Below are 24,219 nucleotides of genomic sequence, written 5' to 3'. Positions count from 1 at the left end.
TACCTCACGCTTCAACGGTTTGATTTTTGATAACCCCGGAGACTTAGTAATGCCCAACCAATCTAAACATGCATCTATCAATATCGGCCTGATTCAGGCAAGGGAAGCATTGATGACCCAATTCCGCCCTATTCTGAACCAAGCCAATATTACTGACCAGCAATGGCGTATCATCCGGCTCTTAGCGGAAAACGGCACACTCGACTTCCAAGACTTGGCCAATCAGGCCTGCATCCTTCGTCCCAGCCTGACCGGCATTCTGACCCGCCTGGAAAAAGCAGGTCTGGCCGTGCGCCTGAAGCCTTCCAACGACCAACGCCGCGTTTATCTGAAACTGACACCCGAAGGTGAGAAACTCTATGAGTCCACCGGCGCATTGGTTGACGAGCGCTATGACGCAATTGAAAAAGTCCTTTCCAAAGAAAAAATGGCACAACTCAAAGAACTCTTGGCAGAGCTGGCAAAAATCGAACAGGCATTAAAATAAAGCGAGCCGGATGACAGATTCAACACACACACTCAAGAGATCCTTCCGAGATGCCATGGCCTCCTGTGCCGCCGGTGTACACGTTATCACGACAGACGGTGAAGCAGGGCGCTATGGCATTACCATGACTGCCGTCACTGCTGTTACCGACGAGCCGCCGACGGTCATGCTGTGCATCAACCGCCAATCCGCCATCATCCCCATTCTGCAAGGCAACCGTGATTTGTGCATCAACACGCTCAACGACAGCCAGCAGGATGTTGCCGAACACTTTGCCGGACTGACCGACCTCTCACCCGAAGAACGCTTCGAATACCATATTTGGCACAGGGGGCAAACCGGACAGCTCGAAGTTGAAGGCGCGCTGGCGCACCTGCACGGCAGCATTGTCGATCAACGCGAAATCGGCACGCATTACGTCTTTTTCGTTCAGATCAACGAAATCCGCAATACTGACGCGCAAGCGCCGGCATTGCTGTATTTCCGTAGGCAATTCAAATCTTTGGCATAAATAAAGGTCTCAGGCCGTCTGAAAAAATGAAACCGATGTTTCAGACGGCCTGAGACTTTTTCTGTTTCACACATTATAGGCACACCCATGAAAGCAATGATATTGGCCGCCGGTCGCGGCGAGCGCATGCGCCCGCTGACCGACCACACGCCCAAACCTTTACTCGAAGTGGCAGGTACGCCGCTTATCGGCTGGCACTTACGCCGCTTGCGGCAGGCCGGGTTCACTGAAATCGTCATCAACCATGCCTGGCTTGGCCAGCAAATCGAAGAGACATTGAAAGACGGTTCAGCCTACGGCGTACACATTGCCTATTCTCCCGAACGCGCCGGAGGCCTGGAAACTGCCGGAGGCATTGCCACCGCCCTGCCGCTTTTGGGCAACGAGCCGTTTTTGGTCGTCAATGGCGATGTATTGACCAACATTGATTTCCAAGCTGCACGACTGGCTGCCCAGCGTATGCAGAAACACAACCTTCTCGCCCATTTGTGGCTGGTGGACAATCCGCCACACCATCCCGAAGGCGACTTCGGGCTGCTTTCAGACGGCCTGGTATCCGCCTCATCCGCAGACGGCCAAGCCCTTACTTTCAGCGGCGTGGGCGTTTATCATCCCGCGCTTTTCAAAGACACACCGGCGCACCAGGCTGCCAAGCTTGCCCCTCTGTTGCGTCAAGCCATGAGCCAAAACCAAATCAGCGGCGAACACCACAACGGCCTTTGGTTGGACGTCGGCACAGTCGAACGCCTGCAAGAAGCCGACCGTATCGCCCAAAGCTGGTAAAACAAAAGGGACATATCCGATACGCCCCTTTTAATACTCAAGGCCGTCTGAAAACATTGATCAAATCATTTTCAGACGGTCTCAATCCATCAATCAAGCTTTGCCAATTTCTTTTCTTGCTTCATTCCCAACAGGCCATTGGCAATCATCACGCACAATCCCGACCAAATCAGTCCGTAGCCGATCAATGCGCCGCCTTGCACCGGCTCGTCCAGCCATACAATCGACACAATAAAAAGCAATACAGGCTCCAAATAGCTCAACATGCCGAACACTGCCACCGGCAACAATTGATTCGCCTTCAAATTCAAATGCATGGATATTGCACTATTAAAACCCAGCAACACAATAAAAAAGATTAAAACCGGTTTGGCCGCAATCATCGCCGGCGTATCCGTTGCCAACACAATATATGCCAACGCAAACGGCGTAATCATCATCAAATCAAAGGTCAGCCCGATTAAGGAAGGCACGCCCAGCTTGCGGCGCAGCAGATAATAAAACGGATAAGTACCGAACACCCATACAGTCGTCCACGAAACCGCGCCCGACCGCACCAATTCACATGCCACGCCTGCACATGCCAAGATCACCGCTACCCTCTGCAACCGGTTCAAACGCTCTTTAAACCAAATCCGTCCGCCCAGCATCATCGCCAAAGGAAACAGGAAATAACCCATGGCAATGTTTACCCCTTCTCCATTGACCGGCCCCCAGACAAACAGCCACAACTGGCTGGCAAATATCGGCGTCGGCAATACAATCATCAGCCACCGTTTCCAATCCCGGCCGACGCCATAAGCAAAACGCATTGCCGCCTGCCAACCGTTGACCATGGTCATCAGCACGCACAAAGCCGACAGCATGGCAACCATGCGCCAGGCAAACACCTCCGTCCCCGTCATCGGCCTCATCCACATGCCGTACAAAAATAGCATGGAAAACAACAAATTGGACGCTACCGCAGCCAGCAAACCTTTGGATAAATTCGTCATTTCAGACGGCCTTTTGCAATCAATCAAAGTTAATATTGTAGAAAAAACGGATGAAAAAATTACTCATCTTTTTGAATGAAGTTTTACCGCAAACATCTATTTCATTAAAGGCCGTCTGAAAACCCTGTCTTCAGGTTTTCAGACGGCCTTTCATTACATCGAAGCAGTCTAATGCATCAACCCTGCTTCACAATATCCGACAGCGGCCAGCGCGGCTTGACATTGAATGCACCGACAGCCTGACGCTCGGCAAGACGCATCGCGCCGGCAAAGGCAATCATTGCGCCGTTGTCGGTGCAATATGCCATCGGTGGGAAATAAACGTTGATTTTTTCTTCCTTCGGCTTGGGTTTGCCTTTTTCAGACGGCATTTTGACGGTCAAGCGCGAAAATTCATCGCGCAGTTTCCAGTTTGCACCCACACCGCCGGCAACCACCAAAGTTCTGAAACCGGTATCCAACAATGCTTTTTTGGCTTTGGCCGCCAACACATCGACTACCGCATCTTGGAAGGCGCGGCAAATGTCGTTGCGTGTTTGTTCCGGAATTTCATCGCTGCCGGTTTCGGCGCGGACTTTTTCGACAGCGGTCAAAACGGCGGTTTTCAAACCGGAAAAACTCATCTGCAAATCGTGCGAATGGAGCATGGGGCGTGGGAACGTGAAGGCATCAGGCGTGCCGAGTTTGGCCAACTCGGATAATTTGGCACCGCCGGGATAAGGCAGACCCAACAGCTTGGCCGTTTTGTCGAACGCCTCGCCTGCCGCATCATCCACGCTTTCACCCAGCAAGGTGTAATCGCCGATACCGCGTACAGCCATAAATTGCGTATGTCCGCCCGACACCAGCAAAGCGACAAATGGAAATTCAGGCTTGTCGTCTGCCAACAAAGGCGAGAGCAAATGGCCTTCAAGATGGTGGACGGGGATAACGGGCTTGCCGATGGCAAATGCCAACGCATTGGCAAAGCCCGAACCGGCCAGCAATGCGCCGCCCAAGCCCGGACCTTGCGTAAAGGCAACCGCGTCAATATCGGCATAGCCTACACCTGCTTCCTTCAAGCAACCTTGCGTCAACGGCACGACACGGCGGATATGGTCGCGGCTGGCCAATTCGGGGACAACGCCGCCGTATTCGGCGTGCATCGCCATTTGTGTGTGCAAATGATGCGCCAACAGGCCGCGCTCGGTGTCGTAGAGCGCAACGCCGGTTTCGTCGCAAGATGATTCAATTCCTAATACCAACATGGTTTGAGGCCGTCTGAAAAAATGATTAAAAACGATTCAGACGGCGTTTTCTCCGAAAACGGAAAAAGGCCGTCTGAAATAAAGTGCGGAATAAGCGGTTTACAAAGTGCCGTAAGAATGCAGGCCGCTCAAAAACATATTCACGCCGATAAAGGCAAAGGCGGTAATGACCAGGCCGATGACCGCCCACCAAGCCAACACTTTGCCGCGCCAGCCTGCCACCAGCCGCAAATGCAACCAGATCGCGTAATTCAGCCAAACGATGAATGCCCAAGTCTCTTTCGGGTCCCAGCTCCAATAGCGGCCCCACGCGTCGGCCGCCCACAATGCGCCGAGGATGGTGGCAATGGTGAAGAACAGGAAACCGACGGCAATCGCTTTGTACATGACTTCTTCAATAACTTGAGATTGCGGCAGCCATGATTTTTTGCCCGCATCTTCTTTTCTGAGCGCCAACAGTTCGGCAATACCCAGCATGGCGGCGATACAGAATGCGCCGTAGCCGATAAAGTTGGCCGGAACGTGGATTTTCATCCACCAAGACTGCAAAGCAGGAATCAGCGGCTGAATGGTATGCGCCTCGCGCGAAACGCTGTACCACAAGACAAATCCGACCACGACCGCCATAAAGCTGAAGACAAAGCCACCCAGTTTTTGTACAGCAAAACGGCCTTCGTAATAGAGATACATCAGCGCCGTAATGACCAAGAACAAGATGAATACTTCGTAAAGGTTGGAAACCGGAATATGGCCGGCATCGGGACGCAGCAGATAGCTTTCATGCCAGCGTACCAGCAGGCCGACAAAGCCCGCCATCGCGGAAACCCACGCAAACACGCTCCCCATGCCCAAAAGCGTATTGGTCGGCACATTCTTGCGCACCGCCGCTATCGCGCCGACGATATAGGCAAACAAGGCAAAGAATACAAACGCGCATTGCCACATAATCGCCGACTGGCTGCTTAACAGGTATTTGAGCAGGAAGCCGTCTGCGCGTTTGATGTCGCCGCCATACAAATCAACGGCCAAATACGCCAGGCACACGCCCACAGGGATAAACCAGCGCATCGGTTTAAAAAACCAACCCAGAAAAACGGCAATACCGGCACTCACCCACAAAATCACCATTTCGTAGATGTCCATGTGCAGACCGGCCTGGGTTTGGGCAATAAACGCACCGAAGGCAATCAGCAGTGCGAATGCCCAGTCGAAGAGGTTGAGGTTTCGGATAAATGATTTGTGTGTCAGAAGCTCATGCTCGGGCAAGGCCTGATGTTTGTTATTCATGGTTCAAATCCTTGGCAAGCTGCTGCAATTGCCGTGTGTGTTGCGGAAATTCTTTCTGCAAGTCGCGTTCGTTGCGGCTGGAAGACATGGCAAAACGGATACGGCCGTCTGAAAACAGCAGCCAAGCGCGTTTTTCACGAATATAGAACATAAACACCGTACCCAACACCAGCAATACCGAACCCAGATACACCAAGAATGCGCCCGGCGAACGGGTCATCTGCAATCCGGAAGAGCGCACTTCGGAATAGCCGTCCAATTGCAGCAACATCGGCGCAGGATACTCGGTCAAACCGGTGTAAGCATCCATTGCATGCAGCAGGAAGCGGTTGCGCTTTTCGTCTTGCGGCCAAGCCGGCAGGTTGTATGTACTGATCGTGTCTTCCAAAGCGGCGTTCATCACACCATAGAGCATCTCGTAGAAATAGCCCTGCATTTTTTCCTGCTGGTCTTTGGGAATATTGGTGGTAACAAATTTGTCCAAAGCCAAATAGCCGCCTTTGGCAAAAATCGACAAAGTATTTTCCGCCGCCGCCATAAATTGCTCGCGGATTTCGGCGGGTGCGCCTTTGACGGCGTTGGCAACGGTTTTACGGCGTGCCGCGTCGTCTTTCAAATATTGGCGCAAAGCCATAAAGGTATCGATTTTACCGTTTTTATCCATCGGAATGCGCAACCAGCGGTATTGCTGCGCCAAGCCGCTGCGTGTGCCGGTAATGAAGAAATAGTCTTCATCTTGTTTCAGCGGCAACATATAGTTTTTATATTCGACCGCCTGCCCCGCTTTGTCGCGGATACGGTAAACGATAGACGGGCCGATATTGGTGTATTTTTTGTCTTCCTGACGGACGGAGCGTACATCATTAAGGGTGGATTTCAGGTTTTGCTCTTTTTCAGACGGCTCGCTCATGTCTTCGACGTTCATCGAAGTAAACTGGTCGAATTCCAGTTTATAAGAAGCCTTGCCCAAATCCAGCGGAAACTCGCGCATGGAAGTTGCTTTGAGTTTGACCGGAGTGCGGTCAGCATCGGCCAGATTCCACGCTTTAAACGTCAAGTCCGAGCCGCCGTCGGCAAAACTTGCCTGATAAACCGTAATACCGTGCAGCGTCAAAGGATGGTTGACGCGGATGGTGTGTTCGCTGACTTTGCCGGTTGCCTTGTCCGTGACTTCCAAGTCGCTGGCGAAATCGCGCGGCATACCGGTATCGTAAAAGTCGATATGGAATTTCTTCAATTTGACGGAAAACGGCAAGTCTTGCACGAGCATGCCGTTATCCGCATTCAGGAATACCACGTCCGCGCTCTGCCCTTCCGAAATATTGACATTGCCCCTAAACGACAAATTGGACGCCCCCAACACGCTTTCGGGCTTAAAGTCTTTGGCGTAAACCGCCGTATTGTCCGGCACAACCCGGCCGGTGAGCATACCGATTTTCAGCAGGATATTGCTGTCTATCAAACCGCCCAAACAAATCACAATCAGCGCGGCATGGGCAAAGATATAGCCCCATTTGTTCATCGCGCCTTTTTTCGCCGCCACCAAAACCGAACCGTCTTCACGCGTAACGGTTTTGCAGCCGTAGCCCTGCACTTCCAAATAACGTTGCGCAACTTCGGGCGTTACCTGTCCGTCTAAAACGATGGAATGACGCATTGCCGCCAGTGACTTTTCCTTCGCGTTTTCACGGAACGAACGAATCTCGCGTAAAAACGGCGGAACATTGCGAATCAGGCACAATCCGGTGGAAATCACCAAAAACATCATGATGACAACGAACCACGCCGAGGCGTATACGTCGTACAGGCCCAAAAAGCCGAAAATCTGCGACCAAAACGGGCCGAATTTCACCAAATAATCGACTTGTGGCTGGTTTTGCTGCAAGACCGTACCGATAATCGAAGCCACGCCCAACAGGCTGAGCAGGGCGACGGCAAAACGCATGGAGCTGAAAAAGGCAAACCACGGTCTGCGGATGAGTGGGACGGATGATGAAGATTTACTCATGTTTCAACTGTCGGCTTTGAACAACCCAATCAATCGGGCTGCGATGGACGTTATGATGCGAAAGGAAGAATACTGCATATTGTAGTAAAAATCTTTCTGTCGCTATTTGAAAAAACCAATCAGGCTTATCGGCATATATTGGCTAAGGCCGTCTGAAGGGTTTTCAGACGGCCTGTATCAATAAGCTCGTTTCAAAACGAAATTAGTGCAAACCTTGAATGAAGTTGGCTACTGCGTTCAACTCTTCTTCGCTCAGGCGGTTGGCAATATCGGCCATGATGGCGTTTTTACGTTGGCCGGATTGGTAAGCTTTCATTTGCTCGACAACGTAAGCTTTGTGTTGGCCGCCCAGACGAGGATAGGCTTGGATTTCAGTACCGCCGCCCGGGATACCTGCGCCGCTAGGACCGTGGCAAGACATACATGCCGGCAGTTTTTTAGCGCTCAGGCCGCCGCGATAGATTTTCGCGCCCAGCTCCGGGTTTTCTTTAGGATTGGCTTCGCCCGGTTTGCCTTGTTGTTTGGCGTAGTAGGCGGCAGCGTCGCGGATGTCTTGTTCGGACAAGTTCATCACCATCGGTTTCATCACGCCGGCAGCACCGTGGGTACGGGTACCGTCTTTGATGGCCATGGTTTGGCCGTAGACGTAGGCCGCAGCCTGACCTGCCAGTTTAGGATAAGTTGCGATACCGCTGTTACCATCGGCTGCGTGACACGCCGCACAGATAGTAGTCGCTACCTGTTTGCCTTTTTCAGCATCTGCTTTAGGGGCAGCGGAAACCGCACCGGCAGCCAATACCAAGGCCAATAAAGTCAATCGTTTCATGGAGTGCTCCTGATTACAGCATTGCGTACCGCGTCAATGCCTTTTTTATACTCAAATACCGGGGAATTTTCCCGATTAAAACCGATAATTCTATAAACGTGCTATTCTATACCAAGTTTACATTAAATTACTACTCAAATTACCAAACTGCTGCAACATAAATGCCCGATACAAATTATGATGTTGCAGTTTTGTTTCCATGCAAGGAAATACTGATGAACCTTTTTCAAAACGCCAAATTTTTTACAACGGTCAACCATCTGAAAGACCTGCCCGACACGCCGGCCGAGATTGCCTTTGTCGGCCGAAGCAATGCCGGTAAATCCAGCGCCATCAATACCTTAACCAATCATGTGCGCCTTGCCTACGTTTCCAAAACACCGGGCCGCACCCAACACATCAATTTCTTTGAACTGGAAAACGGCAATTTCATGGTCGACTTGCCCGGCTACGGCTACGCGCAAGTACCGGAAGCCATCCGTGCGCACTGGGTCAAACTCTTGGGCGACTACCTGCAACAACGCCGCCAACTGATCGGCCTGATTCTGATTATGGACTCGCGCCATCCGCTCAAAGCTTTGGACATTCAGATGCTGGACTTCTTCCACATTACCGGCCGTCCCGTGCATATCCTGCTGTCAAAAGCAGACAAGCTGTCTAAAAATGACCAGATTAAAACTTTGGCGGCGGTAAAAAAATCACTCAAACCCTACACCGAGCGCCAAAAAATCAGCGTTCAACTGTTCTCCAGCCTGAAAAAGCAAGGTATGGACGAAGTCAATCAAGTGGTCGGCTCATGGTTTGACGCGCATCGCGAAGAAATCGAAAATCTTGCAGGCGAAACATTGCCTGAGTGATTGTAAAACAAGGCGGAATAAGATGAGTTGACCAACCGCAAATCTTATTCCGTCATTTGGTTTCTCAACATCGCGTTTACCATTTAATTCGGGGCATGTCTCACACATGCCCTTTTTTTCATCACGCTTTTTTGTTTTCACACGCAAACCACAATCTCCGCCAAATATACCATTACAATATATCAGCAAGACCGTCTGAAAGCGCAGCTTCGATCTCCATTATTATTGAAATGTTAATTTTAGTATTACCACCAATTACACATCTTAGCGTTTTGCTCATATTCAGCTAATTGTTGAGGCATAGAATGCATTCATCGTTTAACAACACAGTAGGAAAGAAAATCATGAAACGCATTAACGCTTTTATTTCAAAAAAACTCATCATTGCCGGTATTATTGCTTCAAGTTTGGGCGTTGCCGGTGCGGCAGGTACCATGGCTTTCAAAGAAGGTATGTTTGCAAAGGTTTCCGGCCAGCAAGCAGCCGCAGCAGTAGTAGCAGAAGTGGGAGGCGTCGTTAAAGATGTCGATTACAAATACAAACAACATTTGGGGGGTCGTTACAAAGTAGAAATCTTGAAAGACGGCGTCGAATACGAAGCTTTAGTTGATGCTCAAAACGGCAAAGTATTGGCAGTAACACAAGATGGCGATCAAGACAAACGACACTTTGGTAAACATGATAAGCATCATAAACATGATAACTATGACAATACCGAGCCCTCTTCATCGCAAAATACAGATTATCAGGCTCCTGCCGATGCTGCACCTGACACACCTGAAAATGCAACCACTTCCGAGGTAACAAAATCTTAATTTAAACTTTAAAAAAGCCAATGCCGTCTGAAACTTTCAGACGGCATTGGCTTTAATGCAGCATTATTTAAAACACGATTTACATCAAGCTAATCGTTTTCAGACGGCCTTTGCCTCATCTTCACCATCAGTCCACCCCGCTTCTTTCAACTTCCGCTGTTGCGCATCATATCGGGCTTTTTCCGCCCAATACATTGTCTGAATACAGGCATCGCCGCACTCGCTGCCGCAACATTCCCACGACTCGGGGCGGATAGGTTCGTCTAAAAGCGGTTCGCCCAAGATGGCTTCTGCTTTATTCTTCAGGGTCGTATCCATCGGCAATTTCCAAGCGTGCGCCGTCAAATTCAATCACTTCGCCGCCGCGTATTTTGGCGGTTTTACGGGTTTCGGTTTCGCCGTTGCGCAACACCAGCCCTTCGGCGATAAACGCTTTTGCCTGTCCGCCGCTCTCGGCAAGGCCGGCCAATTTCAACAGGTCGCATAAAGCGATGTATTCGTTGTCTTCAAGATAGACTGTTGCTTCCATCATTCAATCCTTTTCAATAATGGCGATATTTTAACATGGCCGTCTGAAAGAAAGCCCCTTCTTTATCCAACCCCATTACATTTAGTTTTCAGACGGCCTTTAGCTGCCAACCCTGCTACAATACGCCTTTTATTGTTTACGCCGATTTTGCCATGACCGAGCCGACCTATATCCCCCTGCGCCTGCATACCGAGTTTTCGATTACCGACGGAATGGTGCGGATTAAAAAACTGATTGCCAAAGCGCAGGAATACGGTTTGCCTGCTTTGGGCATCAGCGATTTGATGAACGAATTCGGTTTGGTGAAATTCTATAAAGCCTGCCGCGGCGCGGGGATTAAGCCCGTCGGCGCGGCGGATGTGTGGATAGGCAATCCGAATGCGCCTGACAAGCCGTTTCGCGCCATGCTGATTATCCGCAACGATACGGGTTATCTGCGCTTGAGCGAGCTTTTAACGGAGGCTTATGTCGGCAAAGACCGCAATATCCATCATGCGGAACTCAACCCCGAATGGCTGGAAAACGGCGACAACAGCGGCTTGATTTGTTTGAGTGGCGCGCATTACGGCGAAGTGGGCGTGAATCTCTTGAACGGTAATGAAGAGGCGGCGCGTGCGGCGGCGTTGAAATATGCGGCGTGGTTTCCCGATGCGTTTTATCTGGAGCTGCAACGCCTGCCCGAACGTCCCGAATGGGAGACTTGCGTTTCGGGCAGCGTGAAGTTGGCGGAGGAATTGGGTTTGCCGGTGGTGGCGACGCATCCGACGCAGTTTATGAGCCGCGACGATTTCAACGCACACGAGGCGCGGGTGTGTATCGCGGGCGGCTGGGTGCTGACGGACAAGAAACGTCCGCGCGATTTTACGCCGAGCCAGTTTTTCATTCCGCCGGAAACGATGCTGGAACGTTTCGCCGATTTGCCCGAAGCCTTGGAAAACACGGTGGAAATTGCCAAACGCTGCAATATCCATATCACGCTGGGCAAAAACTTCCTGCCCCTGTTCCCGACGCCCGACGGCCTGTCGCTCGACGATTATCTGGTGAAGCTGTCCAACGAGGGTTTGCAGGAACGCATGGTTCAGCTTTATCCCGACGAGGCGGAGCGGGCGGCGAAAATGCCGGAATATCAGGAGCGGCTGGATTTTGAGTTGAACATCATCATCCAGATGAAATTCCCCGGCTATTTCCTTATCGTACAAGACTTTATCAACTGGGCGAAAACGCACGGCTGTCCGGTCGGGCCGGGGCGCGGTTCGGGCGCGGGTTCGCTGGTGGCGTATTCGCTGAAAATTACCGACCTCGACCCGCTGAAATACGCGCTGCTGTTCGAGCGTTTCTTAAACCCCGAACGCGTCTCCATGCCCGACTTCGACGTGGACTTTTGCCAAAGCAACCGCGGCCGTGTGATTGAATATGTGCGCGACAAATACGGCGCGCAGGCAGTGAGCCAGATTGTGACTTTCGGCACGATGTCATCCAAAGCGGTGATTCGCGACGTGGGGCGCGTGCTGGAGCTGCCGTTTACCCTGTGCGACAAACTGTCGAAGCTGATTCCGTTGGAAGCCAACAAACCTTTGGGTTTGGACGAGGCAATGAAGGCGGAGCCGCAGATTCAGGAATTGATTGAAGCGGAAGAAGCGGACGAACTGATTACGCTGGCAAAAAAGCTGGAAGATTTGACGCGCGGTTTGGGTATGCACGCGGGCGGCGTGTTGATCGCGCCGGGCAAGATTTCCGATTACAGCCCTGTGTATCAGGCAGACGAATCCGCCTCGCCCGTATCCATGTACGACAAGGGCGATGTGGAAGACGTGGGTTTGGTGAAGTTCGACTTTTTGGGCCTGCGCAACCTGACCATTATCGAAATGGCGCAGAACAACATCAAAAACACCACCGGCGATATTGTCGATGTCGGCAAAATCCCGCTCGATGACCAAGCCGCCTACAAAATCTTCCGCGACGCGAACACCACAGCCGTATTCCAGTTCGAATCGACCGGCATGAAAAAAATGCTGAAAACGGCGCACACCACCAAGTTTGAAGAACTCATCGCCTTCGTATCGCTCTACCGCCCCGGCCCGATGGACAACATCCCCGACTTCGTCGCGCGCATGAAAGGTCAGGAGTTCCAATATATCCACCCGCTGCTCGAAGGCATCCTCGCGCCGACCTACGGGATTATGGTGTATCAGGAACAAGTGATGCAGGCGGCGCAGATTATCGGCGGCTACTCGCTCGGCGGTGCGGACTTGCTGCGCCGCGCCATGGGTAAGAAAAAGCCCGAAGAAATGGTGAAACACCGCGAAATCTTCGCCGAAGGCGCGGCAAAACAAGGCATTTCGCGCGAAAAATCCGACGAAATCTTCAACTATATGGAAAAATTCGCCGGCTACGGTTTCAACAAATCCCACGCCGCCGCCTACGCCCTGATTTCCTACCAGACCGCATGGCTCAAAGCCCATTACCCCGCCGAATTTATGGCGGCGACTATGTCGTCTGAATTGGACAACACCGACCAGCTCAAGCATTTCTACGACGACTGCCGCGCCAACGGCATCGAGTTCCTGCCGCCCGACATCAACGAATCCGACTACCGCTTCACGCCGTATCCGAACATGAAAATCCGCTACGCACTCGGCGCAATTAAAGGCACGGGCGAAGCCGCCGTCGAATCCATCATCGCCGCGCGGCAAAGCGGCGGCAAGTTTACCGGCCTCTTGGACTTCTGCGAGCGCGTCGGCAAAGAACACATGAACCGCCGCACCCTCGAAGCCCTGATACGCGGCGGCGCGTTCGACAGCATCGAACCCAACCGCGCCATGCTCTTGGCAAACATCGACCTCGCCATGAACAACGCCGACCAAAAAGCCGCCAACGCCAATCAGGGCGGGCTGTTTGACATGATGGAAGACGCCATCGAACCGGTGCAGCTCATCGATGCACCCATGTGGAGCGAATCGGAAAAACTCGCCGAAGAAAAAACCGTCATCGGCTTCTACCTGTCTGGCCACCCGTTCGGCCCGTATGCCCAAGAAGTCCGCCAAATCGCCCCGACCAAATTAGGCCGTCTGAAACCGCAAGACAGCGTGCGCCTCGCCGGATTCGTTACCGCCGTGCGCTCCATGATGGGCAAACGCGGCAAAATCGCCTTCGTCAGCCTCGAAGATTTGAGCGGGCAGATTGAAATCATGGTCAGCGGCCAGACGCTGGAAAACTGCGCCGACTACCTCAAATCCGACCAAGTGCTGATTATCGAATCCAAAGTCAGCCGCGACGACTACGGCGGCGGCGACGGGCTGCGCATCATGGCAAACCAAGTCATGACCCTGCAAATGGCGCGCGAACGCTACGCCCGCAGCCTCAGCCTCGCCCTCGCCCCCGGCCACGATATCGAACGCCTCGCCGCCATCCTCACCGCCCACCGCCTGCCCGATACGGCGCACATCCCGCTGCAACTGTCGTACAGCAACGGCAAAGCATCAGGCAAATTGAAAATTGCGCCCAAATGGATGGTAACGCCAAGCACCGCCTTGTTTGAAGAACTGGAAACACTGCTCGGCAGCAGGGCAGTCCGCGTGAATTGGTAACACTAAAGGCCGTCTGAAACCATACGTTCAGACGGCCTTTTTCAATTTCATTACAAAAGCTATTTTCCTTTATGATTTTTCTAGAATGAAAGTATTGCCATAAAATAAATACCCTGTAGTTTTAACAAATTCTATCCGGCGTATTCATTCCTAAATCAAAATATTGTGCCCAAACATAAGGCTATACCATCACTGCAATAAATGTTGCAAGCACCAATATACAAAAAATCTGTCGTCGTTTGGTTTTTTGTGTAGAAATCACGACATAGCCTAGCTTTCCCGACGTGGTACTTTCAACCCCATACTCTTCACGACACCGTTCTGATCGGTTTCTTTAACCGTCAATGAAAACCCGTCAACGACAATGCGGTCGCCCTCGACGGGCTGCGCGCTGCCTCCTCTGGATTGAAACCATTCGAGCAGGCTCATACCGGCTTCGCCGTCTTCCAGCTTCAACCCGTACGCCGCTGCCAAATCGCCGGTATTGACATACGGGTCGACGGCAAATTCGCCGAAGAAATCAAAATTTTCGCGCACATTCTGCCCGGTTTCACTGAAGTATTTCGCCATTTTGTCCACTTGGCTGTCAGGCAGGATATACCAAGCCGTATCGCCTTCCCTCAAAACCGTATCATTCTGCATTTCGATTTTCCGCCCGTCACGTATCAGCGCGAAACAGCGCAAGTCAAACGATTCCGAAATGGGGGCGACGGCATCGGGATGCTTGCCTTCCGCCTCAGATTCCTTCGTTACCTTGAAAGAAAACAAAGCCACGGCTTCGCGTTCCGACAGCCAAATGTCGTGCATTCCTTCCGGCTCGGGTTTGGGCGGCATGGCGACCTTGAGCAGACGCGCCATGACGGGTATCGTCGTTCCTTGAATCAGCAGGGAAAGTACGACGACGGCAAAGGCGACATCGAACAACAGTTCAGAATTCGGCACGCCCATGACCAAAGGCATCATCGCCAAAGAAATCGGTACTGCGCCGCGCAACCCGAGCCAACTGATGTAGGCTTTTTCACGCACACTGTATCCAAATTTCCACAAGCCGCTGAAAACGGCAAGCGGACGGGCGACCAGCATGAGGAATACGGCGATAACCAAGGCATCGACGCTTTTTTCCCAAACGCTGCTGGGCGTTACCAACAAACCCAGTACGACGAACAAAGTCGCCTGCGCCAGCCACGCCAGGCCGTCCATCACGCGCCAAACGTGTTCGGTTGCACGGGTATGCTGGTTGCCGACGATAATCCCCGCCAGATAAACCGCCAAGAAACCGCTGCCGCCTATGGTATTGGTAAATGCGAATACCCACAGGCCGCCTGACACAATCATCAGCGCGTACAATCCTTCCGCAAGGTTCAGACGACGTACGAGTTTCGCCAACACCATTCCGCCCGCCCACCCCATCAGCAGGCCGAAGCCGATTTGGAGCAGCAGCATCCATAAAAACGCCAACACACCTGATTGTTCGGGGTTGGTAATCATGGTAATCAGGGCGGTAACTAAAAAAATCGCCATCGGATCGTTCGCACCGGATTCGATTTCCAAAGTCGCCTGTACCCTGTCATTTAGGCGCACGCCGCTGTGGCGCAGCAGACTGAACACGGCCCCCGCATCGGTTGAGCCGACAATCGCCGCCATCAGTACACCGAATTTCCAATCCAAACCCAAATAAAATGTGGCGAACAATCCCAAAGGCAACACGGTGGCAAACACGCCCCATGTCGCCAATACCGCAGAAGGCTTCAATGCAATTCGGAAACTTGAAAGCTGGGTCCGCAACCCGCCGTCAAGCAAAATGACGGCTAACGCAAGCTGACTGATGACGTTGGCCAAAACGAAATTGTCAAAATCGATGCGCCCGATACCGTCCTCACCCGCCAACATTCCAACCGCCAGAAACACTAACAAAAGCGGCATCCCCAGCCTTGCCGACAAAGTGGTCGAAACCACGCTTAAAAACAATAACGCCCCGCCGAGCAAAAACAGATTGTTCATCCAGTCCACGTTGCAAAAGTCCTACCGTTAATAAAAACGAGGCGAAATTGTATCATAAAATCAATAAGATTTACTGAAGGCCTACCCATTATACAGAAATAAAAAAACCGTCTGAAAGACGGCTTCGTTCATACAACAAACCGCTTTACCCAAACGGCTTTTTCTGCCAATAAAACTTATCCCTTTTCAGACGGCCTTATTGAATAGAGCAATTATCTGAAAAGTTTACTGCAAAAAGCCTTTGACTAATAAGGAAAGATAACCCACAACAAAGGGGAGCGACAATGCCGAAAGAATGCCAAGCACCCAGTAAATACATTGGTTCAGTACAGTTTTTGAGGCGGTAAGCCGCAGCAGTTTGAAATTTAGGGAAAACCAAGCAAAAGGGGGTGAAAATACACCCCCCTTCCCTACAGATACCCCATATCAAAGGCTGTCTGAAAAACAGTTTTATTTAACGATTTCAACCGGGCCGTGGTCGTCGCAGTGGTCGCCGTGTTGGTGATGCAGACGGCCGTTGACGATGTAGTCGACGTGATCGCCGTGCGGTACGGCTTCATGGCCGCAACCTTCGCCGTGAACGTGGCCGTGGCAGGTGTCAACCGGATGGCAGCCGTCAGGATTGGTTTCATTGACGCTCAGGGCGTGCTCGTCGTAGTGGCCGTTGTGCTCATGGTGCAGGTGGCCGTCGTGCAGATAATCGACGTGGCCTTCGTGTTTGATGGCAGTGTGGCCGCAGTTTGCGCCGTGAACGTGGTCATGATGTTCGTGGGTTTTGCAGGTCATTTTTTCTCTCCTAATGTTCAGTGAATAGCAATCTTTCTCGATTGATTATTCCATCTTATCTTTTTTTGATGCAAGCGTAAAAAAATTTACAGTTATTAATATATTGTTACGATATATCATCTATTGATATATCAGCCTATTTTGTTTTTCAGATGGCCTTTTATTTATCATTCATTTATTTTCAGCGGGTAATTTAACCCTTTCCGCCTATGCTGAATATCGAATTTTTCAGCCGTAACGGGTAATATTGAAACCAAGGGATAAATCCTTCAAACAAACAGGTACTGCAATGGGAAAACAAGCCAGACTTTATATGGTTCGCAGCACGCAAGGTGCACTTTATGATGTATTTTTTGAACGCGGTGTGGCGGCGTTGGCCTGGCCCATGCTGGCCGAAGCGGCGGCCAAGGGTTTTGGCCGTGAGGAGCTGACGGATATTTACCGTTCGGCCGTGCCGGATGTGAAGTTGAGAACGGCGCAATCGGGTGCGGCTCAGATGTGGCGGTTTGTCAACGAGTTGGCCGATGGAGATGCCGTACTGACCTACTCGCCTGCCCTGCGCCGTTATCGGGTCGGCAGGATTACGGGCGGCGCGGTGCATTGTCCGCAATGGGACGATGAAAAAATGTCGCTGGTGCGGCCGGTTGAGTGGCTGGGCGAAGTGTGCCGTGATGATTTGAGCGCGGCGGCGCAACGGGCTTTGGGCAGCGTGGCGACTTTATTTGCGGTATCGGAAGCGTGTGCGGCAGAAATTTTTGAACGCGTGGGTTTTCAGACGGCCTAAGAAGGGAAAGGAAACAGGATTATGTGGAACACCATGCATGAATGGCTGAACGCTTTGCCTGTCAGTGAAGAAATCATCAAATCGGCATTGATGTCGGTATTGATGATTGTGGCCGTCATTGCCGGGCGCAGCATTTTGCTCTCGGCGCATTTTCGCAGCCATCCGGATTTGAGCATTGAAAACAAACGCCGCTCGCTGGTGTTCAGCCGCAACGTAACCATGCTGCTGATCCTGCTCGGGCTGGCGATGATTTGGGCGGCGCAGATTCAAACTTTGGCCTTGTCGATGTTTGCAGTGGCCGCGGCGATTGTGGTGGCAACCAAAGAGCTGATTATGTGTTTGTCCGGCAGCATCCTGCGTTCGGTAACCAAACAATACTCCATCGGCGACTACATCGAAATCAACGGCCTGCGCGGACGGGTGGTCGATATCAATATGCTGAACACGCTGATGATGCAAATCGGTCCTAATCCGTTGATCGGCCAGCTTTCCGGCAAAACGCTCTCGTTTCCCAACAGCCTGCTTTTGAGCCATACCGTGCGCCGCGACAATATTTTGGGCAATTATGTGATTCATACGGTGGAAATCCCCGTGCCGATTCATTTGGATTCGGACGAAATCATAGGCCGTCTGAAAGCCGTGCTTGAGCCGTTGTGCGCGGCCTATGTTCCCGTTATCCAACAATATTTGGAAAACGTTCAAGCGCAAAAACTCTTTATTACCCCCGCCGCCCAGCCGCGCGTGTCCCGCGTGCCGCACGATGACAAGGTGTACCACATCATCGTACGCTTCGCCTCCCCCGTTTCCAAACGGCTGGAAATACAACAGGCCGTCTTAGACGAATTTTTGCGCACGCAATACCGACTGATCAACCAAACAAAATAGTACGGTTTGTTTATCGATACAATCAAATCCCTTACAATAATGAAGTTCACAATCAACAATAAGGAAAAGTCATGTTGCCCGAATCAGCCCTTGCCGAAATGTACCCCGTCATTATGACCCCCAGCCATGACGGCAAATATTTCCACAACTACACCCTCTCGCTTCTGAACATCGTCCACACCAACGCCTCCCTCGGCCTGCCGCTGCAAGTAATGATGCAGCGTGGCGAAAGCCTGATTACGCGCGCGCGCAACAACTGCGTGGCCACATTCTTAGAAAACAAAGAATGGACGCATTTATTCTGGATTGACTCCGACATCGGCTTCTCTCCCGACTCATTCTACCGTCTGCTTTTGGCGGACAAAGACGTTGTAGCAGGCATTTATCCGCTCAAACGCGAAAACTGGCCTGAAGAAGGCGTTCCGGCCGGCACGACCCAAGCCGACTTCGAGCGCATGTACACTTCTTATACCGTCAACACCAGCGAAAAAAATGAAAACGGTGAAATCGTATTGAAAGTCGATGAAGACGGTTTTATGAAAGTTCATGATGCGCCAACCGGCTTCATGGTTATCAAGCGCAGCGTATTTGAAAAAATGATGGCAGCCTACCCCGAGTTGAACTACATCTCCGACAGCGACTACAACAAAGAAGACAAAGGCCTGCACTACCGCTTCTTCGACTGCATGGTCGATCCTGAAAGCAAACGCTATCTGTCCGAAGACTACACCTTCTGCCACCTCTGGCGTCAAATCGGCGGCGACGTATACGTCGACGTACAATCCAACCTGACCCACCAAGGCGCAAAAGTGTATCGCGGCTCGTTTGCCGAATCCCTGCAAACCAATGTTGCCAATGCAGTATTTGCCCCGAAAGGCACACCGATGCGCCTCGAGCTGGCCGCACCATTGCACGCCAATCCGCGTGGCGCAGAATAAGATTGGCTGATAGATAGGCGGAACACTTTAATTCTGCCTGTCTGCCACCATATAACGCCTATCGTTTTCTTTTCAGACGGCCACAAGGCCGTCTGAATCCATCTTATTCAGGAGAAACCATATGAGCGACAACGTCCTGCTCCACTTGGGCGAAGAACCCCGTTTCGACCAAATCAAAACCGAAGACATCAAACCCGCCCTGCAAACCGCCATTGCCGAAGCGCGCGAACAAATCGCCGCCATCAAAGCACAAACGCACACCGACTGGGCAAACACTGTCGAAAAACTGACCGACATTACCGAACGCGTCGGCCGCATTTGGAGCGTGGTTTCCCATCTCAACTCCGTGGTCGATACGCCCGAATTGCGTGCCGTATACAACGAATTGATGCCCGAAATCACCATCTTCTTCACCGAAATCGGTCAAGACATCGAGTTGTACAACCGCTTCAAAATCATCAAAAACTCTGCCGAATTCGACACCCTTTCCCCGGCGCAGCAAACCAAGCTCAACCACGACTTGCGCGACTTCGTCCTCAGCGGTGCCGAATTGCCGCCCGAACAGCAGGCAGAACTGGCGCAACTGCAAACCGAAAGCGCGCAACTGGGTGCCAAATTCGCACAAAACATCCAAGACGCAACCGACGCTTTCGGCATTTACTTTGACGATGCCGCGCCGCTTGCCGGCATCCCCGAAGACTCCCTCGCCATGTTTGCCGCCGCCGCGCAAAGCGAAGGCAAAACAGGCTACAAAATCGGCCTGCAAATCCCGCACTACCTCGCCGTCATCCAATACGCCGACAACCGCGAACTGCGCGAACAAATCTACCGCGCCTACGTTACCCGTGCCAGTGAATTGTCCGACGACGGCAAATTCGACAACACGGCCAACGTCGAACAAACGCTTGCAAACGCATTGAAAACCGCCAAACTGCTCGGTTTCAAAAACTACGCCGAGCTGTCGCTGGCAACCAAAATGGCCGACACGCCCGAACAGGTTTTAAACTTCCTGCACGACCTCGCCCGCCGCGCCAAACCGTTTGCCGAAAAAGACTTTGCCGAAATCAAGGCCTTTGCGCGCGAAAACCTGAATATCGAAGACCCGCAATCGTGGGATTTGAGCTACGCCGCCGAAAAACTGCGCCAAGCCAAATACGCCTTCAGCGAAGCCGAAGTGAAAAAATACTTCCCTATCAGCAAAGTCTTGGCAGGCCTGTTTGCCCAAATCAAAAAACTCTACGGCATCGAGCTGGCTGAAAAAACCGTCCCCGTTTGGCACAAAGACGTGCGCTATTTCGAGCTGAAACAAGACGGCCAAACCATCGGCGGCGTTTACATGGACTTGTACGCACGCGAAGGCAAACGCGGCGGCGCATGGATGGACGGCTACAAAAGCCGCCGCCGTTTCGCCGACGGTACGCTGCAACTGCCGACCGCCTACCTCGTCTGCAATTTCACCCCGCCTGTAGGCGACAAAGAAGCGCGTTTGAGCCACGACGAAATCATCACCCTCTTCCACGAAACCGGCCACGGCCTGCACCACTTGTTGACCCAAGTTGACGAAGTGGGCGTATCCGGCATCAACGGCGTCGAATGGGACGCAGTCGAGCTGCCCAGTCAGTTTATGGAAAACTTTGTTTGGGAATACGACGTATTGGCGCAAATGTCCTCACACGAAGAAACCGGCGCGGTATTGCCGAAAGAGCTGTTCGACAAAATGCACGCGGCTAAAAACTTCCAACGCGGTATGTTCCTCGTCCGCCAAATGGAATTTGCCCTCTTCGACATGGAAATCTACCATCAGGAAGACGAAGGCCGTCTGAAAGAATGGCCGCAAATCTTGGACAAAGTGCGTCAAGAAGTCGCCGTAACCCAACCGCCGGCATACAACCGTTTTGCCTTGAGCTTCAGCCACATCTTCGCCGGCGGCTACGCCGCAGGCTATTACAGCTACGCATGGGCGGAAGTTTTGAGCGCAGACGCTTACGCAGCGTTTGAAGAAAGCGACGATGTGGCCGAAACCGGCCGCCGCTTCTGGAAAGAAGTGCTGGCCGTCGGCGGTTCGCGCAGCGCAGCAGAATCCTTCAAAGCCTTCCGCGGCCGCGAACCAAGCCTGGATGCCCTGCTCCGCCACAGCGGTTTCGACAACGCAGCTTGATTTGAAAAGCCACCGTTTTAAACAGAACGGTTGCTGATTCAAAGTTAAAGGCCGTCTGAAATGTTTCAGACGGCCTTTCGGTTGGCACAATTAATGAGGAACAATAAATACGTCCAATCTCTAACAACTTTTTCGGGAGAAACTGAAGCACGTATTTTAAACTCCTATCTCCCCCTGCCCATCGCAAAAATTAGTTTTTGCCCTTTTTATCGCCGGCGGCCAAACGCATCTTGATAAATTCCATCATCAAATCTTTTTTCGTCCAGAAAAAGGTTTTCATTTTTTCCAAAGAATAGATTTTCCGAATCATCGCCGGCAATCCTGCGTGAACGATGGCCGCGACTTCGCCATTGGTTGTTTCATTGTCCATGGCGGCTTTGAGGTTTAGATTGTGCGTATTCAGGTAGTCGCAAAGCGCTTTTCTGACGCTGCTGCTGATTTCAAATTGTTTCATGTTTTCCGTCCATAATGCTTTTATAGTTAAATAGCATAGGATTCTAGCAAGTTTTTTGCATTGTGCATATCTCAATGTGCATATTATTGCGGAATTTACAATTTGGCTTTTGGGTAAAATCATGCCTGCAACACATTGTTGCGGTGCACCCTGTCGGATTGTTTTGACTATTTTGTTTCGGCTTGGGCCGCATTGCGGATAAAATAACGGTTTTAGGTGTTGAGGCCGTCTGAAATGTATTTGTGGTTTAAGCTGTTGCACATATTTTTTGTGATTTCTTGGTTTGCAGGACTGTTTTATCTGCCGCGGATTTATGTGAATCTGGCGCAATTAGAACTCGGCAGCGCGGAATATGTACGGCTGACGGATATGTCCCGGCGGCTGTACCGCTTTATGTCGCCTTTGGGCTGGGGAACGCTGATATTCGGCGCGGCCATCGGCTTTGTCAACAATTGGTGGGGCAACGGCTGGCTGGCGGTTAAATTATTGTGCGGCCTGCTGCTCTTGGCCTACCAGCTTTATTGCGGCCTGTTGCTGCGCCGTTTTCAAAACGGCAGCAATGTGTATTCGCACCGCTGGTATCGGGTATTCAACGAACTCCCCGTTTTAATGATGGTGGCCGCGCTTTATATGGTGGTTTTCAAGCCGTTTTAATCTTCAGACGGCCGGTTTGGTAAATAAGGAAAGAATTCATGACGGTTGAAATCGAACGCCGCTTTTTGCTGGCGGATGACAGTTGGCGCGAAGCGGCAGGCGAGCCGCTGGTGTTGCAACAGGGCTATTTGAGCGTGGAAAAAGAGCGCACCATCCGTGTGCGGATTATCGGTTCGCAAGCCTGGCTGACCCTGAAAGGCTATATTTCCGACATGACGCGCAGCGAGTTTGAATACGAAATCCCGTTGGCGCACGCGCAGGCGATGATGGCGGACATGTGTCCGTTTAAAATGGAAAAATACCGCTATCGTGTCGAATTTGAAGGCTTTGTGTATGAAATCGACGAATATTTCGGCGACAATGCGCCCTTGATTGTGGCGGAAATCGAATTGCCGTCTGAAGATACCGAGTTTCCCAAACCGTCTTGGCTGGGCAAGGAAATCACGGCAGACGGAAAATTCACCAATGCGTATTTGAGCAAACATCCGTATTCGTCTTGGACGGAATAACGGGTACAACCCACATACAAAAAAGGCATGTATCGCACATGCCTTTTTTCTTTTCAGACGGCCTGATTTGCTTTACCGATATTTGCATCGAGCTGCTTTTGACATACCGTTTCAAATATCGGGCAAGCCCGTGTGTTTTATCCGTGTAACCTTACGCCGGACGGCAGGCCACCATGTAGTTGACTTCGGTCGAATCGCACAGGGAATAACGGCCGCTCAACAAATTGTAGGTCATGCCCTTGCTGCCGACGGTATCCAATCCGGCTTGGCGGCACATGCGCGCGAGTTCTGCCGGCGTGATGAATTTTTTCCAATCGTGCGTGCCTTTGGGGACGAATTTCAACAGATATTCCGCACCGACTATCAGATGCAGATAAGATTTGGGATTGCGGTTGATGGTGGAGAAAAACACCATGCCGTCGGGTTTGACCAGTTTCGCACAGGCTTGAACGATGGCGGCCGGTTCGGGAACGTGTTCCATCATTTCCATACACGTTACCACATCGAAGCTGTGCGGCTGCTCGGCGGCGAGGTCTTCGACGCGAATGCAGCGGTAATCGATATTGGCAACGTGTTGGGCGGCCGCATGGGCAGCGGCAGTTTGCAGGGATTTTTCCGCCATATCGATGCCGGTCACGTGTTCTGCGCCGCGTTTGGCCATGCTTTCCGACAAAATACCGCCGCCGCAGCCTACATCCAACACACGTTTGCCTGCCAATCCGGCATAGCCGTCGATATAGTCGAGACGCAAGGGGTTGATGTCATGCAGGGGCTTGAATTCGCCGTTTGTATCCCACCATTTGTCGGCGATTTGGCTGAACTTGGCGATTTCGCCGGCATCTACGTTGTCGTGTTGATTGCTCATGGTTTGCTCCTGCATAAAATCATTCGCCTGATTTTAGCCGATTGTGCTTCAAAATAAAATGTTTCAGACGGCCTTTGCCCGTTTATCGGCCCTATTTCAACTTTCATCCGCCTGAACATAAAAAACGCACCTTGTGGCAAGGTGCGTTTCAATCGGCATGATTTAGAATTTAGCGCCGGATTCGTTGGCCATGTAGTCAACTGCGGCTTTCACTTCGTCGTCGCTCAAGCTGCTGTTGCCGCCTTTGGCAGGC

The 24,219-nt window shown here is 51.7% G+C and carries 23 protein-coding genes and 1 pseudogene; 12 read left to right on the top strand and 12 right to left on the bottom strand.

The window, feature by feature from the left end:
* Positions 1-49 precede the first annotated feature (49 nt).
* The 3 genes from hpaR (at position 50) to murU (ending at position 1,781) form a co-directional block, all read left to right on the top strand.
* The gene (gene hpaR, locus HMPREF2551_RS00605; protein WP_003681518.1) at positions 50-487 is read left to right on the top strand and encodes a homoprotocatechuate degradation operon regulator HpaR; all 438 of its coding nucleotides are present in this window, start codon (positions 50-52) and stop codon (positions 485-487) included.
* A 10-nt stretch (positions 488-497) separates the two neighbouring features.
* Positions 498-998 carry a 4-hydroxyphenylacetate 3-monooxygenase, reductase component gene (gene hpaC / locus HMPREF2551_RS00600; RefSeq protein WP_049322621.1) on the top strand — a complete coding sequence of 167 codons (501 nt, stop codon included), beginning with the start codon at positions 498-500 and terminating at the stop codon, positions 996-998.
* Between the two features lie 87 nt (positions 999-1,085).
* Positions 1,086-1,781 (top strand): N-acetylmuramate alpha-1-phosphate uridylyltransferase MurU, encoded by a 696-nt coding sequence (murU, locus tag HMPREF2551_RS00595; protein ID WP_070836770.1) that lies wholly within the window; start codon positions 1,086-1,088, stop codon positions 1,779-1,781.
* An 89-nt stretch (positions 1,782-1,870) separates the two neighbouring features.
* Here murU and rarD read toward each other — a convergent pair whose 3' ends face one another.
* From rarD to HMPREF2551_RS00570, 5 genes are all read right to left on the bottom strand, one after another.
* Entirely contained in the window at positions 1,871-2,776 is a 906-nt protein-coding gene (rarD, locus tag HMPREF2551_RS00590; RefSeq protein WP_070836769.1) for an EamA family transporter RarD, read from the bottom strand.
* A 176-nt stretch (positions 2,777-2,952) separates the two neighbouring features.
* On the bottom strand, positions 2,953-4,023 hold the full coding sequence (gene tsaD, locus HMPREF2551_RS00585; RefSeq protein ID WP_070836768.1) for a tRNA (adenosine(37)-N6)-threonylcarbamoyltransferase complex transferase subunit TsaD: 1,071 nt from the start codon (positions 4,021-4,023) through the stop codon (positions 2,953-2,955).
* Positions 4,024-4,122: 99 nt separating this feature from the next.
* Entirely contained in the window at positions 4,123-5,310 is a 1,188-nt protein-coding gene (gene ccsB / locus HMPREF2551_RS00580) for a c-type cytochrome biogenesis protein CcsB (RefSeq protein ID WP_070836767.1), read from the bottom strand.
* On the bottom strand, positions 5,303-7,255 hold the full coding sequence (locus HMPREF2551_RS00575) for a cytochrome c biogenesis protein ResB (protein WP_070836766.1): 1,953 nt from the start codon (positions 7,253-7,255) through the stop codon (positions 5,303-5,305). Before HMPREF2551_RS00575 ends, ccsB begins: the two co-directional genes overlap by 8 nt.
* Before the next feature lie 265 nt (positions 7,256-7,520).
* Positions 7,521-8,144, bottom strand: a complete 624-nt coding sequence (locus HMPREF2551_RS00570; protein WP_003749030.1) for a c-type cytochrome — start codon at positions 8,142-8,144, stop codon at positions 7,521-7,523.
* Positions 8,145-8,359: 215 nt separating this feature from the next.
* On the opposite strand from HMPREF2551_RS00570, the gene yihA reads away from it, so the two are divergent.
* Both yihA and HMPREF2551_RS00560 read left to right on the top strand, forming a co-directional pair.
* On the top strand, positions 8,360-9,001 hold the full coding sequence (yihA, locus tag HMPREF2551_RS00565) for a ribosome biogenesis GTP-binding protein YihA/YsxC (protein ID WP_070836765.1): 642 nt from the start codon (positions 8,360-8,362) through the stop codon (positions 8,999-9,001).
* A 344-nt stretch (positions 9,002-9,345) separates the two neighbouring features.
* Entirely contained in the window at positions 9,346-9,816 is a 471-nt protein-coding gene (locus HMPREF2551_RS00560; protein ID WP_283122393.1) for a PepSY domain-containing protein, read from the top strand.
* Positions 9,817-9,915: 99 nt separating this feature from the next.
* Here the strand turns inward: HMPREF2551_RS00560 and HMPREF2551_RS00555 are convergent, their stop codons facing one another.
* Positions 9,916-10,134 (bottom strand): hypothetical protein, encoded by a 219-nt coding sequence (locus tag HMPREF2551_RS00555; RefSeq protein ID WP_070836763.1) that lies wholly within the window; start codon positions 10,132-10,134, stop codon positions 9,916-9,918.
* The gene (locus HMPREF2551_RS00550; RefSeq protein WP_002221492.1) at positions 10,112-10,345 is read right to left on the bottom strand and encodes an RNA-binding S4 domain-containing protein; all 234 of its coding nucleotides are present in this window, start codon (positions 10,343-10,345) and stop codon (positions 10,112-10,114) included. The genes HMPREF2551_RS00555 and HMPREF2551_RS00550 overlap by 23 nt, the downstream gene beginning before the upstream one ends.
* A 152-nt stretch (positions 10,346-10,497) precedes the next feature.
* Here HMPREF2551_RS00550 and dnaE point away from each other — a divergent pair, with 152 nt between their 5' ends.
* Entirely contained in the window at positions 10,498-13,932 is a 3,435-nt protein-coding gene (gene dnaE, locus HMPREF2551_RS00545; protein ID WP_070836762.1) for a DNA polymerase III subunit alpha, read from the top strand.
* Positions 13,933-14,202: 270 nt separating this feature from the next.
* Here dnaE and HMPREF2551_RS00540 read toward each other — a convergent pair whose 3' ends face one another.
* Together HMPREF2551_RS00540 and HMPREF2551_RS00535 are read right to left on the bottom strand one after the other, a co-directional pair.
* Complete coding sequence (locus HMPREF2551_RS00540; RefSeq protein WP_070815001.1) at positions 14,203-15,942, bottom strand: potassium/proton antiporter; 1,740 nt, start codon at positions 15,940-15,942, stop codon at positions 14,203-14,205.
* 441 nt (positions 15,943-16,383) lie between these two features.
* Positions 16,384-16,719 carry a hypothetical protein gene (locus HMPREF2551_RS00535; RefSeq protein ID WP_003684489.1) on the bottom strand — a complete coding sequence of 112 codons (336 nt, stop codon included), beginning with the start codon at positions 16,717-16,719 and terminating at the stop codon, positions 16,384-16,386.
* 289 nt (positions 16,720-17,008) lie between these two features.
* Between HMPREF2551_RS00535 and HMPREF2551_RS00530 the strand changes: the two genes are divergently transcribed.
* The 4 genes from HMPREF2551_RS00530 (at position 17,009) to HMPREF2551_RS00515 (ending at position 21,484) form a co-directional block, all read left to right on the top strand.
* Positions 17,009-17,503, top strand: coding sequence for a restriction endonuclease (locus tag HMPREF2551_RS00530; RefSeq protein WP_003749044.1), 495 nt, complete (start codon positions 17,009-17,011; stop codon positions 17,501-17,503).
* Between the two features lie 21 nt (positions 17,504-17,524).
* Complete coding sequence (locus HMPREF2551_RS00525; protein WP_004520900.1) at positions 17,525-18,388, top strand: mechanosensitive ion channel family protein; 864 nt, start codon at positions 17,525-17,527, stop codon at positions 18,386-18,388.
* A 71-nt stretch (positions 18,389-18,459) separates the two neighbouring features.
* A complete protein-coding gene (locus tag HMPREF2551_RS00520; RefSeq protein ID WP_070836761.1) occupies positions 18,460-19,326 on the top strand; it encodes a hypothetical protein in 867 nt (288 codons plus the stop codon).
* Between the two features lie 121 nt (positions 19,327-19,447).
* Complete coding sequence (locus HMPREF2551_RS00515; RefSeq protein ID WP_070836760.1) at positions 19,448-21,484, top strand: M3 family metallopeptidase; 2,037 nt, start codon at positions 19,448-19,450, stop codon at positions 21,482-21,484.
* Between the two features lie 190 nt (positions 21,485-21,674).
* On the opposite strand, the gene HMPREF2551_RS00510 is transcribed toward HMPREF2551_RS00515, so the two are convergent.
* Positions 21,675-21,938 carry a hypothetical protein gene (locus HMPREF2551_RS00510; RefSeq protein WP_070836759.1) on the bottom strand — a complete coding sequence of 88 codons (264 nt, stop codon included), beginning with the start codon at positions 21,936-21,938 and terminating at the stop codon, positions 21,675-21,677.
* 234 nt (positions 21,939-22,172) lie between these two features.
* On the opposite strand from HMPREF2551_RS00510, the gene HMPREF2551_RS00505 reads away from it, so the two are divergent.
* The gene (locus HMPREF2551_RS00505; protein WP_070822777.1) at positions 22,173-22,592 is read left to right on the top strand and encodes a CopD family protein; all 420 of its coding nucleotides are present in this window, start codon (positions 22,173-22,175) and stop codon (positions 22,590-22,592) included.
* 38 nt (positions 22,593-22,630) lie between these two features.
* The gene (locus tag HMPREF2551_RS00500; protein ID WP_004520907.1) at positions 22,631-23,101 is read left to right on the top strand and encodes a CYTH domain-containing protein; all 471 of its coding nucleotides are present in this window, start codon (positions 22,631-22,633) and stop codon (positions 23,099-23,101) included.
* A 151-nt stretch (positions 23,102-23,252) separates the two neighbouring features.
* Here HMPREF2551_RS00500 and ubiG read toward each other — a convergent pair whose 3' ends face one another.
* Together ubiG and HMPREF2551_RS10770 are read right to left on the bottom strand one after the other, a co-directional pair.
* Complete coding sequence (ubiG, locus tag HMPREF2551_RS00495) at positions 23,253-23,966, bottom strand: bifunctional 2-polyprenyl-6-hydroxyphenol methylase/3-demethylubiquinol 3-O-methyltransferase UbiG (RefSeq protein ID WP_210400272.1); 714 nt, start codon at positions 23,964-23,966, stop codon at positions 23,253-23,255.
* Positions 23,967-24,128: 162 nt separating this feature from the next.
* Positions 24,129-24,219 (bottom strand): annotated as a pseudogene (locus HMPREF2551_RS10770) (cytochrome c5 family protein); the annotation flags it as partial.

It is taken from the genome of Neisseria sp. HMSC066H01, assembly GCF_001837375.1.
Classification (GTDB): Bacteria; Pseudomonadota; Gammaproteobacteria; order Burkholderiales; family Neisseriaceae; genus Neisseria.
This window is presented reverse-complemented; position numbering and strand designations above follow the sequence as displayed.

Coding starts and splice junctions, on each gene's coding strand:
- hpaR (WP_003681518.1), top strand. CDS start 50: ATGCCCAACCAATCTAAACATGCATCTATCAATATCGGCCTGATTCAG.
- hpaC (WP_049322621.1), top strand. CDS start 498: ATGACAGATTCAACACACACACTCAAGAGATCCTTCCGAGATGCCATG.
- murU (WP_070836770.1), top strand. CDS start 1,086: ATGAAAGCAATGATATTGGCCGCCGGTCGCGGCGAGCGCATGCGCCCG.
- rarD (WP_070836769.1), bottom strand. CDS start 2,776: ATGACGAATTTATCCAAAGGTTTGCTGGCTGCGGTAGCGTCCAATTTG.
- tsaD (WP_070836768.1), bottom strand. CDS start 4,023: ATGTTGGTATTAGGAATTGAATCATCTTGCGACGAAACCGGCGTTGCG.
- ccsB (WP_070836767.1), bottom strand. CDS start 5,310: ATGAATAACAAACATCAGGCCTTGCCCGAGCATGAGCTTCTGACACAC.
- HMPREF2551_RS00575 (WP_070836766.1), bottom strand. CDS start 7,255: ATGCGTTTTGCCGTCGCCCTGCTCAGCCTGTTGGGCGTGGCTTCGATT.
- HMPREF2551_RS00570 (WP_003749030.1), bottom strand. CDS start 8,144: ATGAAACGATTGACTTTATTGGCCTTGGTATTGGCTGCCGGTGCGGTT.
- yihA (WP_070836765.1), top strand. CDS start 8,360: ATGAACCTTTTTCAAAACGCCAAATTTTTTACAACGGTCAACCATCTG.
- HMPREF2551_RS00560 (WP_283122393.1), top strand. CDS start 9,346: ATGAAACGCATTAACGCTTTTATTTCAAAAAAACTCATCATTGCCGGT.
- HMPREF2551_RS00555 (WP_070836763.1), bottom strand. CDS start 10,134: ATGGATACGACCCTGAAGAATAAAGCAGAAGCCATCTTGGGCGAACCG.
- HMPREF2551_RS00550 (WP_002221492.1), bottom strand. CDS start 10,345: ATGGAAGCAACAGTCTATCTTGAAGACAACGAATACATCGCTTTATGC.
- dnaE (WP_070836762.1), top strand. CDS start 10,498: ATGACCGAGCCGACCTATATCCCCCTGCGCCTGCATACCGAGTTTTCG.
- HMPREF2551_RS00535 (WP_003684489.1), bottom strand. CDS start 16,719: ATGACCTGCAAAACCCACGAACATCATGACCACGTTCACGGCGCAAAC.
- HMPREF2551_RS00530 (WP_003749044.1), top strand. CDS start 17,009: ATGGGAAAACAAGCCAGACTTTATATGGTTCGCAGCACGCAAGGTGCA.
- HMPREF2551_RS00525 (WP_004520900.1), top strand. CDS start 17,525: ATGTGGAACACCATGCATGAATGGCTGAACGCTTTGCCTGTCAGTGAA.
- HMPREF2551_RS00520 (WP_070836761.1), top strand. CDS start 18,460: ATGTTGCCCGAATCAGCCCTTGCCGAAATGTACCCCGTCATTATGACC.
- HMPREF2551_RS00515 (WP_070836760.1), top strand. CDS start 19,448: ATGAGCGACAACGTCCTGCTCCACTTGGGCGAAGAACCCCGTTTCGAC.
- HMPREF2551_RS00510 (WP_070836759.1), bottom strand. CDS start 21,938: ATGAAACAATTTGAAATCAGCAGCAGCGTCAGAAAAGCGCTTTGCGAC.
- HMPREF2551_RS00505 (WP_070822777.1), top strand. CDS start 22,173: ATGTATTTGTGGTTTAAGCTGTTGCACATATTTTTTGTGATTTCTTGG.
- HMPREF2551_RS00500 (WP_004520907.1), top strand. CDS start 22,631: ATGACGGTTGAAATCGAACGCCGCTTTTTGCTGGCGGATGACAGTTGG.
- ubiG (WP_210400272.1), bottom strand. CDS start 23,966: ATGAGCAATCAACACGACAACGTAGATGCCGGCGAAATCGCCAAGTTC.